The sequence below is a fragment of the Pseudomonas sp. ITEM 17296 genome, assembly GCF_028895205.1.
Taxonomy (GTDB): domain Bacteria; phylum Pseudomonadota; class Gammaproteobacteria; order Pseudomonadales; family Pseudomonadaceae; genus Aquipseudomonas; species Aquipseudomonas kermanshahensis.
Window position 1 is genome coordinate 81588 of the sequence record NZ_WJRS01000003.1, and the last position, 14373, is coordinate 95960.

Annotated in this window: 15 protein-coding genes; 13 read left to right on the forward strand and 2 right to left on the reverse strand. The window is 63.2% G+C overall.

Features of this window, described 5'->3' with window-relative positions:
- Positions 1–99 precede the first annotated feature (99 nt).
- Positions 100–1035, reverse strand: a complete 936-nt coding sequence (locus tag GIB19_RS04780; protein WP_027595918.1) for a lipid A biosynthesis lauroyl acyltransferase — start codon at positions 1033–1035, stop codon at positions 100–102.
- Positions 1036–1146: 111 nt separating this feature from the next.
- Between GIB19_RS04780 and minC the strand changes: the two genes are divergently transcribed.
- The 7 genes from minC (at position 1147) to GIB19_RS04815 (ending at position 7875) form a co-directional block, all read left to right on the forward strand.
- Complete coding sequence (gene minC, locus GIB19_RS04785; protein ID WP_027595917.1) at positions 1147–1899, forward strand: septum site-determining protein MinC; 753 nt, start codon at positions 1147–1149, stop codon at positions 1897–1899.
- Between the two features lie 99 nt (positions 1900–1998).
- A complete protein-coding gene (gene minD / locus GIB19_RS04790) occupies positions 1999–2811 on the forward strand; it encodes a septum site-determining protein MinD (protein WP_027595916.1) in 813 nt (270 codons plus the stop codon).
- Positions 2812–2814: 3 nt separating this feature from the next.
- A complete protein-coding gene (gene minE / locus GIB19_RS04795) occupies positions 2815–3069 on the forward strand; it encodes a cell division topological specificity factor MinE (RefSeq protein ID WP_003252572.1) in 255 nt (84 codons plus the stop codon).
- Between the two features lie 152 nt (positions 3070–3221).
- A complete protein-coding gene (locus GIB19_RS04800; RefSeq protein ID WP_274883990.1) occupies positions 3222–3857 on the forward strand; it encodes an RluA family pseudouridine synthase in 636 nt (211 codons plus the stop codon).
- A 152-nt stretch (positions 3858–4009) separates the two neighbouring features.
- The gene (locus GIB19_RS04805; RefSeq protein ID WP_274883991.1) at positions 4010–5299 is read left to right on the forward strand and encodes a M18 family aminopeptidase; all 1290 of its coding nucleotides are present in this window, start codon (positions 4010–4012) and stop codon (positions 5297–5299) included.
- Between the two features lie 210 nt (positions 5300–5509).
- Complete coding sequence (locus tag GIB19_RS04810) at positions 5510–5677, forward strand: hypothetical protein (protein WP_167334464.1); 168 nt, start codon at positions 5510–5512, stop codon at positions 5675–5677.
- 44 nt (positions 5678–5721) lie between these two features.
- Complete coding sequence (locus GIB19_RS04815; protein ID WP_027595913.1) at positions 5722–7875, forward strand: mechanosensitive ion channel family protein; 2154 nt, start codon at positions 5722–5724, stop codon at positions 7873–7875.
- Between the two features lie 99 nt (positions 7876–7974).
- Here GIB19_RS04815 and GIB19_RS04820 read toward each other — a convergent pair whose 3' ends face one another.
- On the reverse strand, positions 7975–8688 hold the full coding sequence (locus tag GIB19_RS04820) for a UTRA domain-containing protein (RefSeq protein ID WP_099428539.1): 714 nt from the start codon (positions 8686–8688) through the stop codon (positions 7975–7977).
- 328 nt (positions 8689–9016) lie between these two features.
- On the opposite strand from GIB19_RS04820, the gene GIB19_RS04825 reads away from it, so the two are divergent.
- From GIB19_RS04825 to GIB19_RS04850, 6 genes are all read left to right on the forward strand, one after another.
- Complete coding sequence (locus GIB19_RS04825) at positions 9017–10081, forward strand: ABC transporter substrate-binding protein (RefSeq protein WP_274883998.1); 1065 nt, start codon at positions 9017–9019, stop codon at positions 10079–10081.
- 145 nt (positions 10082–10226) lie between these two features.
- A complete protein-coding gene (locus GIB19_RS04830) occupies positions 10227–11033 on the forward strand; it encodes an alkaline phosphatase family protein (protein WP_027595910.1) in 807 nt (268 codons plus the stop codon).
- Entirely contained in the window at positions 11030–11869 is an 840-nt protein-coding gene (locus GIB19_RS04835) for an ABC transporter permease (protein ID WP_274884000.1), read from the forward strand. The genes GIB19_RS04830 and GIB19_RS04835 overlap by 4 nt, the downstream gene beginning before the upstream one ends.
- Positions 11859–12653: an ABC transporter permease gene (locus GIB19_RS04840; protein ID WP_274884001.1), complete on the forward strand. Its 795-nt coding sequence runs from the start codon at positions 11859–11861 to the stop codon at positions 12651–12653. Before GIB19_RS04835 ends, GIB19_RS04840 begins: the two co-directional genes overlap by 11 nt.
- A 1-nt stretch (position 12654) precedes the next feature.
- Complete coding sequence (locus GIB19_RS04845; protein WP_027595907.1) at positions 12655–13644, forward strand: ABC transporter ATP-binding protein; 990 nt, start codon at positions 12655–12657, stop codon at positions 13642–13644.
- Between the two features lie 14 nt (positions 13645–13658).
- On the forward strand, positions 13659–14312 hold the full coding sequence (locus GIB19_RS04850; protein ID WP_274884002.1) for an HAD family hydrolase: 654 nt from the start codon (positions 13659–13661) through the stop codon (positions 14310–14312).
- Positions 14313–14373: the final 61 nt, after the last annotated feature.

Here is a 14373-nt window from a genome sequence, read left to right on the forward strand (position 1 = left end):
GCTGCGAAGAGGCCGGTGCAGCCTTAAAGATAATCGGCAGCATTCCCCGGCCTCTTCGCAGCACAAGGCTGCTCCTACAAGGAGAGGCCGGGCCTGGCATCAGCGTTTCTTCTTGTCATACAGCCTAGGCGCACCCTCGGGCCGCGACTTGAAGCGCCGGTGCGCCCACAGGTACTGCTCGGGGCACTCACGCAACACACCCTCGATCCACTGGTTGATGCGCAGGCAGTCCGCTTCTTCACTCTCCCCGGGGAAGTCCGCCAGCGGCGGATGGATCACCAAACGATAGCCGCTGCCATCTTCCAGGCGCTTCTGGGTAAAGGGGATGACCTGCGCCTTGCCCAGGCGGGCGAACTTGGTGGTGGCGGTCACGGTCGCCGCCGGGATGCCGAACAACGGCACGAACAGGCTCTGCTTGGCGCCGTAATCCTGGTCGGGCGCATACCAGATCGCCCGGCCCGAACGCAGCAGCTTGAGCATGCCGCGTACGTCTTCACGCTCCACCGCCAACGAGTCGAGGTTGTGCCGCTCACGGCCGCTGCGCTGGATGAAGTCGAACAGCGGGTTGCCGTGCTCGCGGTACATGCCATCGATGGTGTGCTGCTGGCCCAGCAGCGCGGCGCCGATTTCCAGGGTGGTGAAGTGCACGGCCATCAGAATCGCGCCCTGCCCTGCCTGCTGGGCAGCCTGCAGGTGCTCGAGGCCTTCGATATGTGCCAGGCGTGCCAACCTGGCCTTGGGCCACCACCAGCTCATGGCCATTTCGAAGAAGGCGATGCCGGTGGAGGCGAAGTTGGCCTTCAACAAACGCTGCCGTTCGTCGTCGGACATTTCAGGGAAACACAGTTCAAGGTTGCGCGCGGCGATGCGTCGACGCTCGCCGGCAACCCGGTACATCACTGCGCCCAGGGCAGTGCCGACCCACAGCAGGGCCCGGTAAGGCAGCTGGACGATCAGCCACAGCAGGCCCAGGCCCAGCCACAGGCCCCAGAATCTGGGGTGAAGGAAATAGGGGCGAAAACGCGGGCGTTCCATTGAAGCTTCCGGAAAGACAAAGGCCGCGCATTCTACAACGGATCAGCGCATGTTGCGGGCAACGGGTGTTCTCGTTATAAGTCAGGGCACTTTTTTCGCAACAAGCCGTCTATGCAGACCATGAGCCTAAACCAGACCCCCGACACCGCCTCCGTGTTCCAGCTCAAGGGCAGCATGCTCGCCATCACTGTGCTGGAACTGGCGCGCAATGACCTTGAAGCCCTCGACCGCCAATTGGCCGCCAAAGTCGCGCAGGCACCCAACTTTTTCAGCAACACGCCGCTGGTGCTGGCGCTGGACAAGCTGCCGGCCAGCGAAGGCGCCATCGACCTGCCCGGCTTGATGCGTATCTGCCGCCACCATGGCCTGCGTACCCTGGCGATCCGCGCCAACCGCATCGAGGACATCGCCGCGGCGATCGCCATCGACCTCCCGGTGCTGCCGCCGTCCGGCGCGCGCGAACGGCCGCTGGAGCCCGAGCCTGAGGTGAAAAAGCCCGAACCGGCGCCGGCGCCTGCAGCCGAACCGGAAATCCGCCCGACCCGCATCATTACCTCGCCGGTGCGTGGCGGCCAGCAGATCTACGCCCAAGGCGGCGACCTGGTGGTGACTGCGTCGGTCAGCCCGGGTGCGGAACTTCTGGCCGATGGCAACATCCATGTGTACGGCGCCATGCGCGGCCGCGCCCTGGCGGGCATCAAAGGCAACACCAAAGCACGCATTTTCTGCCAGCAGATGACGGCGGAAATGGTCTCGATCGCGGGCCAGTACAAGGTCTGCGAAGACCTGCGCCGCGACCCGCTGTGGGGCTTCGGCGTGCAAGTCAGCCTGTCTGGTGACGTGTTGAACATCACCCGTCTTTAACGGATACTTGCCGTCATTTTTAGAGCAACTTTTTTACCTGTTGCCGTTTTTTGCATATTGCTGGGACACCTGTCCCGACTTATTTAGGGGTGAAACACCTTGGCCAAGATTCTCGTCGTTACTTCCGGCAAGGGGGGTGTGGGCAAGACCACCACCAGCGCCGCCATCGGCACCGGCCTCGCACTGCGCGGCCACAAGACAGTCATCGTCGACTTCGACGTGGGCCTGCGTAACCTCGACCTGATCATGGGCTGCGAGCGCCGCGTGGTGTACGACTTCGTCAACGTGGTCAACGGCGAAGCCAACCTGCAGCAAGCCCTGATCAAGGACAAGCGCCTCGAGAATCTGTACGTCCTGGCCGCCAGCCAGACCCGTGACAAGGACGCGCTGACCCAGGAAGGCGTCGAGAAAGTGCTGATGGAACTCAAGAATGACTTCGAGTACGTCATCTGCGACTCCCCGGCCGGTATCGAAAAAGGCGCGCACCTGGCGATGTACTTCGCCGACGAAGCCATCGTCGTGACCAACCCTGAGGTTTCCTCGGTACGTGACTCGGACCGCATGCTGGGCATCCTGTCGAGCAAGTCGCGCCGCTCCGAGAACGGCGAAGAGCCGATCAAGGAACACCTGCTGATCACCCGCTACCACCCTGAGCGCGTCGAGAAAGGCGAGATGCTGAGCATCGACGACGTTACCGACATCCTCGCGATCAAGCTCAAGGGCGTGATCCCCGAGTCCCAGGCAGTGCTCAAGGCTTCCAACCAGGGCATCCCGGTCATCCTCGACGACCAGAGCGATGCCGGCCAGGCCTATAGCGACACCGTCGACCGTCTGCTGGGCAAAGAAAAGCCCCTGCGGTTCATCGAAGTGCCGAAGCAAGGATTCTTCGCGCGCCTGTTTGGAGGCAAGTAAACCATGAACCTTTTTGACTTCTTTCGTGGCAGACAGAAACAGACCAGCGCGTCGGTGGCGAAAGAGCGTCTACAGATCATCGTGGCGCATGAGCGCGGCCAGCGCAGCGAACCGGACTACCTCCCGGCACTGCAGAAAGAACTGCTCGAAGTGATCCGCAAGTATGTGAACATCGGCAACGATGATGTGCACATCGAGCTGGAAAACCAGGGCAGCTGCTCGATTCTGGAGCTGAACATTACCTTGCCTGATCGCTGATCCGGCTGAAAGTTGGGGCTGCGTTGCAGCCCTTTCGCGGCACAAGGCCGCTCCTACAGGGGACTGCGTGATCTCTGTAGGAGCTGCCTTGTGCCGCGAAAGGGCCGCAACGCGGCCCCAATGGTTTTCCCCGATTTAACCGAGACCACGCAATGCCGCTGTCAAACGTCCAGATCCTCCACGAAGACGCCGCCATCCTGGTGGTCAACAAGCCAACCCTGCTGCTGTCGGTGCCCGGCCGTGCCGATGACAACAAGGACTGCCTGATCACCCGCCTGCAGGAAAACGGCTACCCCGATGCGCTGATCGTGCACCGTCTGGACTGGGAAACCTCCGGCATCATCCTGCTGGCCCGCGATGCCGACAGCCACCGCGAGCTGTCGCGCCAGTTCCACGACCGCGAGACCGAAAAGGCCTATACCGCCCTGTGCTGGGGCCAGCCGGCGCTGGACAGCGGCAGCATCGACCTGCCCCTGCGCTACGACCCGCCGACCAAGCCACGGCATGTGGTGGACCATGAGCAAGGCAAGCATGCCCTGACCTTCTGGCGCGTCCTGGAGCGTTGCGGCGACCACTGCCGGGTCGAGTTGACGCCGATTACCGGGCGCTCGCACCAACTGCGCGTGCACATGCTTTCGATCGGCCACCCGCTGCTGGGTGACCGCTTGTATGCCAACCCTGAAGCCTTGGCGGCCCATGACCGGTTGTGCCTGCATGCGGCAATGCTGAGCTTCACCCACCCGGTCAGCGGGGAGCGGTTGAAGTTCGAGTGCCCGGCACCGTTCTGATTGATGGGTGGCAGTTCCGGCCTCTTCGCGGGCAAGCCCGCTCCTACAGGGTTTGCGAGGTCTTTGTGGGAGCGGGCTCGCCCCGCGAAGAGGCCGACACAATTTGTGATCTATCTGCGTTAAACTCGCGCCACTGCTGTCTGGAGTGAGTTATGCGCGAAGCACTGAACACTGGCCTGATCGATTTCCTCAAGGCCTCCCCCACGCCCTTCCATGCCACCGCCAGCCTGGCCCAGCGCCTCGAGGCCGCCGGCTACCAGCGCCTGGACGAGCGCGACAGCTGGTCAACGGTGCCGGGTGGTCGGTATTACGTCACCCGCAACGACTCCTCGATCATCGCTATCAAACTGGGCAAGCAAGCGCCCCTGCTTGGCGGTATCCGCATGGTCGGTGCCCACACCGACAGCCCGTGCCTGCGCGTCAAGCCGCAACCCGAGCTGCAACGCCAAGGCTTCCTGCAGCTGGGCGTCGAGGTTTACGGCGGTGCGCTGCTGGCACCCTGGTTCGACCGCGACCTGTCCCTGGCCGGCCGGGTCACCTTCCGCCGTGACGGCAAGGTCGAAAGCCAGCTGATCGACTTCAAGCTGCCCATCGCGGTGATCCCCAACCTGGCGATCCACCTCAACCGCACCGCCAACGAAGGCTGGCAGATCAACCCGCAGAACGAACTGCCGCCCATCCTGGCCCAGGTCGCCGGCGACGAGCGCATCGACTTCCGCGCGCTGCTCACCGAACAGCTGGCCCGTGAGCACGAGCTCAACGCCGACGTGGTGCTGGACTACGAGCTGAGCTTCTACGACACCCAGGATGCCGCGCTGATCGGCATCAACCGCGACTTCATCGCCGGTGCCCGCCTGGACAACCTGCTGTCGTGCTATGCCGGCCTGCAAGCGCTGCTGGCTGCCGACAGCGACGAAACCTGCGTGCTGGTATGCAACGACCACGAAGAAGTTGGCTCGTGCTCGGCCTGTGGCGCCGACGGCCCCATGCTCGAGCAGACCTTGCAACGCCTGCTGCCCGAGGGTGACAGCTATGTGCGGACCATTCAGCGCTCGCTGATGGTGTCGGCTGACAACGCCCATGGCGTGCACCCCAACTATGCCGACAAGCACGACGGCAACCACGGGCCCAAGCTCAACGCCGGGCCGGTGATCAAGGTCAACAACAACCAGCGCTACGCCACTAACAGCGAAACCGCCGGGTTCTTCCGCCACCTGTGCATGGCCGAAGAAGTACCGGTGCAGAGCTTCGTGGTGCGTAGCGACATGGGTTGCGGCTCGACCATCGGCCCAATCACCGCCAGCAACCTGGGCGTGCGCACGGTCGATATCGGCTTGCCGACCTTTGCCATGCACTCGATCCGCGAGTTGTGCGGCAGCCATGACCTGGCGCACCTGGTGAAAGTGCTGACGGCGTTCTACTGCAGCCGCGACCTGCCGTAACGCCATCGTGTAGGAGCAGCCTTGTGCTGCGAAGAGGCCGGTACAGCCCCATAAAACGGGGCATTATGTACCGGCCTCTTCGCAGCACAAGGCTGCTCCTACACAAGGCAAAAAAGGCAGCGCGTCCGGCCACCTTGCTCAAGGTCAACCCGCTTCGCCTGCTACCCGCTATGCTTATTACATGGCCCCACTGCAAAAGGATTGCTGTCCATGTCCCCCTTCCTGTCCCTGTTCGTGCCGGTGTTTCTGTTCCTGCTGCTGCTGACCATCGGCTTCAGCCTGCGCGAGCGCAACATCGGTGTGCTGATGATGTGGATCGGCACACTGGGCATCTTCGGCCTCACCTGCTGGAAGATCCTGGAGAAACTGCCCACATAAACCTCTACACTCGGTCCATCGTTTGACCTGAGGTAGATTTCCCGGTGCCTGCCCTTCTGCGTTGCCTGTCCCTGCTGCTGTTATTGTTCATCACCCCGGTTCAGGCCGCGGGCCTGCCGAGCCTGCTCGGCTCCAGCGCGCCTGCGCAGCCTGAGGCCACCGAGCCGTTGGGCAAGTCGCTGGACGAGGTGATCAAAAACCTCGAAAACGACCAGCAACGCGCCAAGTTGCTGGCCGACCTGAAAAAACTGCGCGACGCCACCAAGCAATCACAACCCACCGTCGAACAGGGCGTGCTAGGCCTGATCGGTGGTGCTTTGCATGACTTCGAACAGCAGTTCAGCGGCGATGCCAGCCCCTTCCACCGCTGGGCGGCGGAAATCGAGCAAGCCCAGGCAGAACTGACCGAACTGGTGGTCCCGGTGCACCAGTGGCCGGCGATCCTGTTCGGCTTTGCCGCGATCATCGCGGTCTGGAGCCTGCTGGCATACGCCTTCAACTGGATTGGCCACCGGGTACGGCTACGCTTCGGCCTGACCGAAGAGCTGCCCCAGCACCCGCGCACCTGGGACCTGGTGCGCTTTGCCTTGCGCAAGCTCGGGCCCTGGCTGGTGGCCCTGGTGTTCACCGTGTACCTGAGCTTCGCCCTGCCCTCGTCGCTGGGCAAGTCGATGGCCATGGTGCTGGCGTATGCGTTGGTGGTCGGCACCTGCTTCTCGGCCATCTGCGTGATCGCCTTCTCGCTGCTCGACGGCCCGCACCGCCACCGCGCCCTGCATATCCTGCGGCACCAGGCCTTCCGCCCGCTGTGGCTGATCGGCAGCTTTGCCGCCTTCGGTGAGGCCATGAGCGACCCTAGGCTGACCGTCGCCCTCGGCACCCACCTGGCCCATGCCCTGGCCACCTTGGCCAACGTCATCGCGGCGATCTGCACCGGGCTGTTCATCCTGCGGTTCCGCCGCCCGATCGCCCACCTGATCCGCAACCAACCCTTGGACCGGCGCCTGACCCGGCGCACCCTGAGCGACACCATCGAGATCCTTGGCAGCTTCTGGTTCGCGCCCGCGTTGATTCTGGTGGGTATTTCGCTGTTCGCGACCTTCGTCTCGGCCGGCGACACCAGTACCGCCCTGCGCCAGTCGTTGATGTGCACGGTGCTGGTGGTGGTGTGCATGGTGCTCAACGGCCTGGTGCGCCGCCACGCGGCCAACCCCAAACGCGCCAACAAGCGCCAGGCGGTGTACACCGAGCGCTTGCGCAACTTCGCCTATGCCCTGGTGCACCTGTTCATCTGGCTGCTGTTCATCGAGTTGGGGCTGCGCGTGTGGGGCTTGTCGATGATCACCTTCGCCGAAGGCGACGGCCACGAGGTGAGCCTGCGCCTGCTGGGCCTGGCCGGCACGCTGATCGCCGCCTGGCTGGTGTGGATCCTGGCCGACACGGCCGTGCACCACGCCTTGGTGCGTTCGCGCCGCGGGCTGGCCAACGCCCGCGCGCAAACCATGATGCCGCTGATCCGCAACGTCATGTTCGTGGCCATCTTCATCATCGCGGTGATCGTTGCCCTGGCCAACATGGGCATGAACGTCACCCCGCTGCTGGCCGGTGCCGGTGTGATCGGCCTGGCCATCGGTTTTGGCGCCCAGTCCTTGGTGGCCGACCTGATCACCGGGTTGTTCATCATCATCGAGGATTCGCTGGCCATCGACGACTATGTGGATGTCGGTGGGCACCTGGGGACGGTCGAGGGCCTGACCATCCGCACCGTGCGCCTGCGCGACATCGACGGCATCGTGCACACCATCCCGTTCAGCGAAATCAAGAGCATCAAGAACTACTCGCGGGAGTTCGGTTACGCGATTTTCCGCGTAGCGATCCCGCACAGCATGAACATCGACCAGGCCATCACGCTGATCCGCGAGGTGGGGCAGAAACTGCGTAACGACCCGTTGATGCGCCGCAATATCTGGTCGCCGCTGGAGCTGCAGGGCGTAGAGAGCTTCGAGTCGGGCTCGGCGATTTTGCGAGCGCGCTTCAAGACCGCGCCGATCAAGCAATGGGAAGTGTCGCGGGCGTTCAACCTGGCGTTGAAGCGCCAGCTGGATGAAGCGGGGCTGGACCTGGCGACGCCGCGGTTGTCGGTGCAGGTGGTGACGGCGGGCGGTGGCGGTATGAGCGAAACCAGTTCCTCCAGTTAGGGCCTCTTCGCGGGCAAGCCCGCTCCCACAGGGACCTCACAGTGTTCGCAGCTGTGGTGATCCTGTGGGAGCGGGCTTGCCCGCGAAGAAGCCACCCCATTACCCCGCCTGAGCGCGGATGCGGATTGCATCATGCCGCCAATATTCCAGGTCACAGTCGATCAGGTGCCCCTGCTGATCACTGTTGACCCGGGTGATGTGTAGCCCCGGGCTGCCGACCGACACCTTCAACGCGGCCGCTGCCTCGATCGGCAACGCCGTCGGCAGAATCTCGAAGCACACCTGCCCATAGCCGATGCCGTATACCCGCCCATAAATCTCGGTCAGCGACTGCGCCAGGTCCTGCTCGAGAATGCCCGGGAAATACCGCGGGTTCAGGTAGTGCTCGGCATACAGCACCGCCCGCCCATCGATACGCCGCAGCCGGCAGATCCGCACCACACTGGACAACGCCGGCAATTGCAGCCGTGCGCAGACAACGGCAGAAGCCGGCTGCAGCCGCGCCGACAACAGCTCGGTACTCGGCACCCGCCCCTGGTCACGCACCATCGCATGAAAGTGGCTACGCTCGATCAGGTCATAGGTCAGCCGCTGGGGCGCGACGAACCAGCCGCGCCGCTCTTCCCGGTAGATCAGCCCCTGGGCCTCCAGCTGTGCCAAGGCCTCGCGCAGGGTAATGCGCGTGGTATCGAACACCTCGCTCAGCTTGCGCTCGGCCGGCAGCTTGCCACCCGGCGCCAGCAGGCCGTGTTCGATCTGCTCCTGCAGGGCGTGGCAGATGGCTGTTACCGCACGCGGGGGCATCGGTTGCATCAAAGGTTACCTATCTGGACTAGGCCAGCCCCATGACGGGGCAATTGGAGAGTAGTGCAAGCCTAGGCAGGGCTGATGAACATCCTGTGACAAAGGCACCACACGGGCTTTGCCAGTTTCGGGCCAAGCCCGCTAAATCAGGGCCTGCGATCTGGTCTACGCTGTATTTTCAGGCAGCCGGAACCCCCGGTTGAAGCCTCCCCCTACATCAAACTGTCACGCAAGCGGCCTACCTTGGCTCAAGGTTTGCTGACCTAGACCAAAGGTCGCTGACAACTGCCTCATTCACGACAACGATCGCAACAGGCACCCACCCAAGGAGCTTCGGATGAAAAAGTTCTTCATGGCGTCACTGCTCGGTTCGGCTATCGCCCTGTGTACCACGGCCATGGCCGCCGGCAACGACCTCAAGGCCCTGGAAGACGCCGCCCGCAAGGAAGGCACCGTCAACAGCGTGGGCATGCCCGATGCCTGGGCCAACTGGAAAGGCACCTGGGAGGACCTGGCCAATAAATACGGCCTCAAGCACAGCGACACCGACATGAGCTCGGCCCAGGAAATCGCCAAGTTCGAGGCCGAAAAAGACAATGCCAGTGCCGACATCGGCGACGTCGGTGCCGCCTTTGGCCCGATTGCCGTGACCAAGGGCGTGAGCCAACCGTACAAGCCGAGCACCTGGGACCAGGTACCCGAATGGGCCAAGGACAAGGACGGGCACTGGGCGCTGGCCTATACCGGCACCATCGCCTTCATCATCAACAAGGACCTGGTGAAAGAAGAAGAACGCCCGAAAACCTGGCATGACCTGGAGAAAGGCAAGTACAAGGTTGCCATTGGCGATGTCGGCACCGCCGCCCAGGCGGCCAATGGTGTACTGGCCGCAGCCATCGCCTACAAAGGCAGCGAAAGCAACATCGAGCCAGGCCTGCAACTGTTCACCAAGCTGGCCCAGCAGAAGCGCCTGTCGCTGGCCAACCCGACCATCCAGACCCTGGAAAAAGGTGAAGTGGAAGTGGGTGTGGTGTGGGACTTCAATGGCCTGAGCTACCGTGATCAGATCGACCCCAAGCGCTTCGAAGTGCTGATCCCATCGGACGGCTCGATCACCTCGGGCTATACCACCATCATCAACAAGTACGCCAAGCACCCGAACGCAGCCAAGCTGGCGCGTGAGTACATCTTCAGCGATGCCGGGCAGACTAACCTCGCCATCGGCCACGCCCGGCCGATCCGCGCCGAGCACCTGAAGCTGCCGGCCGATGTGCAGGCCAAGCTACTGCCTAACGAGCAGTATGGTGCTGCCCAGCCGATCAAGGATGCCGCTGCTTGGGAAGCGACTTCGAAGGCACTGCCGCAGAAGTGGCAGGAGCAAGTGATCATCGAGATGGAGTAAGGGGCTAGATCTCTAGCGCCTGAACCGGCCTCTTCGCGGGTGAACCCGCTCCCACAGATACAGCGCAGCCCTCGGGGATAGCGATGACTTTGTGGGAGCGGGTTTACCCGCGAAGAGGACAACGCGGTTATTGACTGGAGCCACCATGCAACACAACGTCATCCTGGTCCTGCTCGACGGCCTCAACCACCAGGTCGCCCACCATGCCATGGGCCACCTGCACGCCTACGTCGAGGCCGATCGCGCCGCGCTGTACCGCGTAGAATGCGAGCTGCCGTCTCTGTCACGGCCGCTGTACGAATGCATCCTCACCGGTGTGACGCCGATCGACAGCGGCATCGTGCACAACAACGTCAACCGCCTGTCCAACCAGCGCAGCGTGTTCCACTACGCCCGTGAAGCGGGGCTGGGTACTGCGGCGGCGGCCTATCACTGGATGAGCGAGCTGTACAACCGCTCGCCGTTCGATGCGCAGCGCGACCGCCACACCCATGCGCCGAAGCTGCCGATCCAGCACGGCCTGTTCTACTGGGACGACCGCTACCCCGATTCGCACTTGCTGGCCGACGCCGAATACCTGCGCCGCCGGCATGCACCGAACTTCCTGCTGGTGCACCCGATGAGCATCGACGACGTCGGCCACCGCCATGGCCTGGACAGCAGCCAGTACCGCAACGCGGCACGCAGCGCCGACATCCTCTTGGCCGACTACCTGCCGCGCTGGCTCGAAGAGGGCTATCAGGTGCTGGTCACCGCCGACCACGGCATGAACAACGACCGCTCGCACAATGGCTTGCTGGCCGAGGAACGCGAGGTCCCCTTGTTCGTCTTTGGCGATGGCTTCAGCCTCGACCCTGCTGCCAAGCCGCTGCAAACCGAGTTGTGCGGCACCATCTGCGAGCTGCTTGGCGTGGCCCACGACAAGACCGTGTGCCGGGAGCTGCTCAAGTGAATGCCAGCCATCGCGGCCGTTACCTTGCCCTGCTCTGTCTGCTGCCATTCGCTGTGTTCTTCATCATCTTCCAGATCGCCCCGCTGGCCTGGGTGGCGATCAACAGCGTGCAGTCCGAGGCGGGCTGGGGCTTGGAAAACTTCAGCAAGGTGTTCGCCTCGAAGTTCTACCTGCAGGCCTTGCAGCGCAGCCTGGAGATCAGCTTCTGGTCGAGCCTGTTCGGTATCGTCATCGCTACCCTCGGGGCCTACTCGCTGCGCCAGGTGGATTCGCGGCTGCGCGACTTCGTCAGTGCCTTCGCCAACATGACCAGCAACTTCTCCGGCGTGCCACTGGCCTTCGCCTTCATCATCCTGCTGGGTTTCAACGGCGCACTGACCCTGCTGCTTAAACAGATCGGCCTGCTGGAAGACTTCAGCATCTACTCCAAAAGCGGGCTGATCCTGGTGTACACCTACTTCCAGATCCCCTTGGGCGTGCTGTTGCTGTACCCGGCGTTCGATGCCTTGCGTGAAGACTGGCGTGAGTCGGCCGCCCTGCTCGGGGCCAACCACTGGCAGTTCTGGCGCCATATCGGCCTGCCGGTGCTGACCCCGGCCTTGCTCGGCACCTTCGTCATCCTCTTGGCCAATGCCCTGGGCGCCTATGCCACGGTGTATGCGTTGACCACCGGCAACTTCAACGTGCTGCCGATCCGCATCGCTGGCCTGGTGGCCGGTGACATCAGCCTCGACCCCAACCTTGCGAGTGCCCTGGCCATGGTGCTGGTGGGGCTGATGACGCTGGTCACGGTGGTCCATCAATGGCTGCTGAAAAGGAGCTACCATGCGCGCTGAAACCAACGCCAGCAGCCTCTACCACCGCCTGGTGGTGTACCTGCTGTTCCTGATTTTGCTGCTGCCGCTGGCCGGCACCCTGCTCTACTCCGTGGCCACCAGCTGGTCGGCCAGCCTGCTGCCCAGCGGCCTGACCCTGAAGTGGTACGTGGCGCTGTGGAGCGAGCCGCGCTTTCTGGCGGCGTTCGGCCAGTCGCTGCTGGTGTGCGTGGGCGCACTGATACTGTCGGTGGTGCTGATCCTGCCGCTGCTGTTCGTGGTGCACTACCACTTCCCCAAGCTCGACGCGCTGATGAACATCCTCATCCTGCTGCCGTTCGCGGTGCCGCCGGTGGTGTCCGCAGTGGGGTTGCTGCAACTGTATGGCAGCGGGCCCATGGCCATGGTCGGCACCCCGTGGATTCTGATCGGCTGCTATTTCACCATCGCCCTGCCGTTCATGTACCGGGCGATCACCAACAACCTGCAGGCGATCAACCTGCGCGACCTGATGGACGCCGCCCACCTGCTCGGGGCCAGCACCTGGCAAGCGGCGTTTCTGGTGGTGCTGCCGAACCTGCGCAAAGGCCTGATGGTGGCCCTGCTGCTGTCGTTCTCGTTCCTGTTCGGCGAGTTCGTGTTCGCCAACCTGCTGGTCGGCACCCGCTACGAGACGCTGCAGGTGTACCTGAACAACATGCGCAACAGCAGCGGCCACTTCAACAGCGCGCTGGTGATCTCCTACTTCGCCTTCGTGCTGGTACTCACCTGGGTCGCCAACCGCCTGAACAAGGACAAGACCTGACATGAGCTTCGTCAGCGTACAGCAACTGCACAAACGCTATGCCGGCACACCGGTGTTCGAAAACATCGACTGCCAGATCGAACGCGGCGAGTTCGTCACCCTGCTCGGCCCTTCCGGCTGCGGCAAGTCCACCCTGCTGCGCTGCATCGCCGGGCTGACCCCGGTGGACGGGGGGCGCATCCTGCTCGATGGCCAGGACATCGTGCCACTGAGCCCGCAGAAGCGCGGCATCGGCATGGTGTTCCAGAGCTACGCGCTGTTCCCCAACATGACCGTGGAACAGAACGTTGCCTTTGGCCTGCGCATGCAAAAGGTCAAGGCCGACGAGAGCCAGGCGCGGGTGCGTGAGGTGCTCGACCTGGTGGAACTGGGCAGCTTCGCCGGGCGCTACCCGCACCAGCTGTCGGGTGGCCAATGCCAGCGCGTGGCCCTGGCCCGTTCACTGGTGACCCGCCCGCGCCTGCTGCTGCTCGACGAGCCGCTGTCGGCGCTGGATGCGCGCATTCGCAAGCACCTGCGCGAGCAGATTCGCGCGATCCAGCGTGAACTGGGGCTGACCACCATCTTCGTCACCCACGACCAGGAAGAGGCCTTGACAATGTCAGACCGCATCTTCCTGATGAACCAGGGCCGCATCGTCCAGAGCGGCGATGCCGAAACCCTCTACACCGCCCCCGTGGACCTGTTTGCTGCGGGCTTTATCGGCAACTACAACCTGCTCGACCCGGAAAGCGCAAGCCGCCTGCTGCAACGCCCGGTGGCCAGCCGCCTGGCCATTCGCCCCGAATCCATCACCCTGGGCCTGAATGGCGAGCTGGACGGTGAGGTGCGCAGCCACAGCCTGCTGGGCAACGTCATCCGTTACCGGGTGCGGGTACGTGAGGTGGAACTGGTGGTCGACGTGCTCAACCGCTCGTCTGCCGACCTGCATCCGGACGGCCAGCGAGTATCCTTGTCGATCGACCCCACAGCGCTGCGGGAAGTGGCTTAAGGAGATTCAACACAATGGCACTGGCAATTTTCGATCTGGACGAAACCCTGATTCACGGCGACTGCGCGTCACTGTGGAGCGAGCAGATGGCCCGGCTGGGCTGGGTCGACGGCAAGGACTTCCTGCGTCGCGACCATGAATTGATGGAGGCCTATGGCAAGGGCCACCTGGCGATGGAGGACTACATGGCCTTCAGCCTGGAGCCGATTGCCGGGCGCACCCTGGAAGAGGTCGAGCACCTGGTGGAGCCGTGGGTGGAGGACGTTATCGAGCCGATCATTTTCGGCGACGCCTGCCGCTGCATCGCTGAGCATCGCAAGCGTGGCGACCGTATCCTGATCATTTCCGCCTCGGGTACGCACTTGGTCGGGCCGATTGCGGCGCGGTTGGGCGTGGACGAGTACCTGGCGATCGAGCTGGAGGCGGTGAATGGGGTGTACACCGGCAAGACCCATGGGGTGCTGACCTACCGTGAAGGCAAGATCACCCGGTTGTTGGAGTGGCTGGATCAGGAGCAGGAGAACCTGGAAGGGGCGAGTTTCTATTCCGATTCGCGGAACGATCTGCCGTTGTTGTTGAAGGTGGACCATCCGTTTGTGGTGAACCCAGATGCGGTGTTGCGCGAGCATGCAGAGATCAATGGCTGGCCGACTCTGACTTGGCGCTGATCATTGCGCTGAACATACTGGCCTCTTCGCGGGGCAAGCCCGCTCCCACAGGAATATCACA

Coding starts and splice junctions, on each gene's coding strand:
- GIB19_RS04825 (WP_274883998.1), top strand. CDS start 9,017: ATGAAAAAGTTCTTCATGGCGTCACTGCTCGGTTCGGCTATCGCCCTG.
- GIB19_RS04805 (WP_274883991.1), top strand. CDS start 4,010: ATGCGCGAAGCACTGAACACTGGCCTGATCGATTTCCTCAAGGCCTCC.
- GIB19_RS04840 (WP_274884001.1), top strand. CDS start 11,859: ATGCGCGCTGAAACCAACGCCAGCAGCCTCTACCACCGCCTGGTGGTG.
- GIB19_RS04830 (WP_027595910.1), top strand. CDS start 10,227: ATGCAACACAACGTCATCCTGGTCCTGCTCGACGGCCTCAACCACCAG.
- GIB19_RS04850 (WP_274884002.1), top strand. CDS start 13,659: ATGGCACTGGCAATTTTCGATCTGGACGAAACCCTGATTCACGGCGAC.
- GIB19_RS04820 (WP_099428539.1), bottom strand. CDS start 8,688: ATGCAACCGATGCCCCCGCGTGCGGTAACAGCCATCTGCCACGCCCTG.
- GIB19_RS04800 (WP_274883990.1), top strand. CDS start 3,222: ATGCCGCTGTCAAACGTCCAGATCCTCCACGAAGACGCCGCCATCCTG.
- GIB19_RS04845 (WP_027595907.1), top strand. CDS start 12,655: ATGAGCTTCGTCAGCGTACAGCAACTGCACAAACGCTATGCCGGCACA.
- minE (WP_003252572.1), top strand. CDS start 2,815: ATGAACCTTTTTGACTTCTTTCGTGGCAGACAGAAACAGACCAGCGCG.
- GIB19_RS04810 (WP_167334464.1), top strand. CDS start 5,510: ATGTCCCCCTTCCTGTCCCTGTTCGTGCCGGTGTTTCTGTTCCTGCTG.
- minC (WP_027595917.1), top strand. CDS start 1,147: ATGCAGACCATGAGCCTAAACCAGACCCCCGACACCGCCTCCGTGTTC.
- GIB19_RS04780 (WP_027595918.1), bottom strand. CDS start 1,035: ATGGAACGCCCGCGTTTTCGCCCCTATTTCCTTCACCCCAGATTCTGG.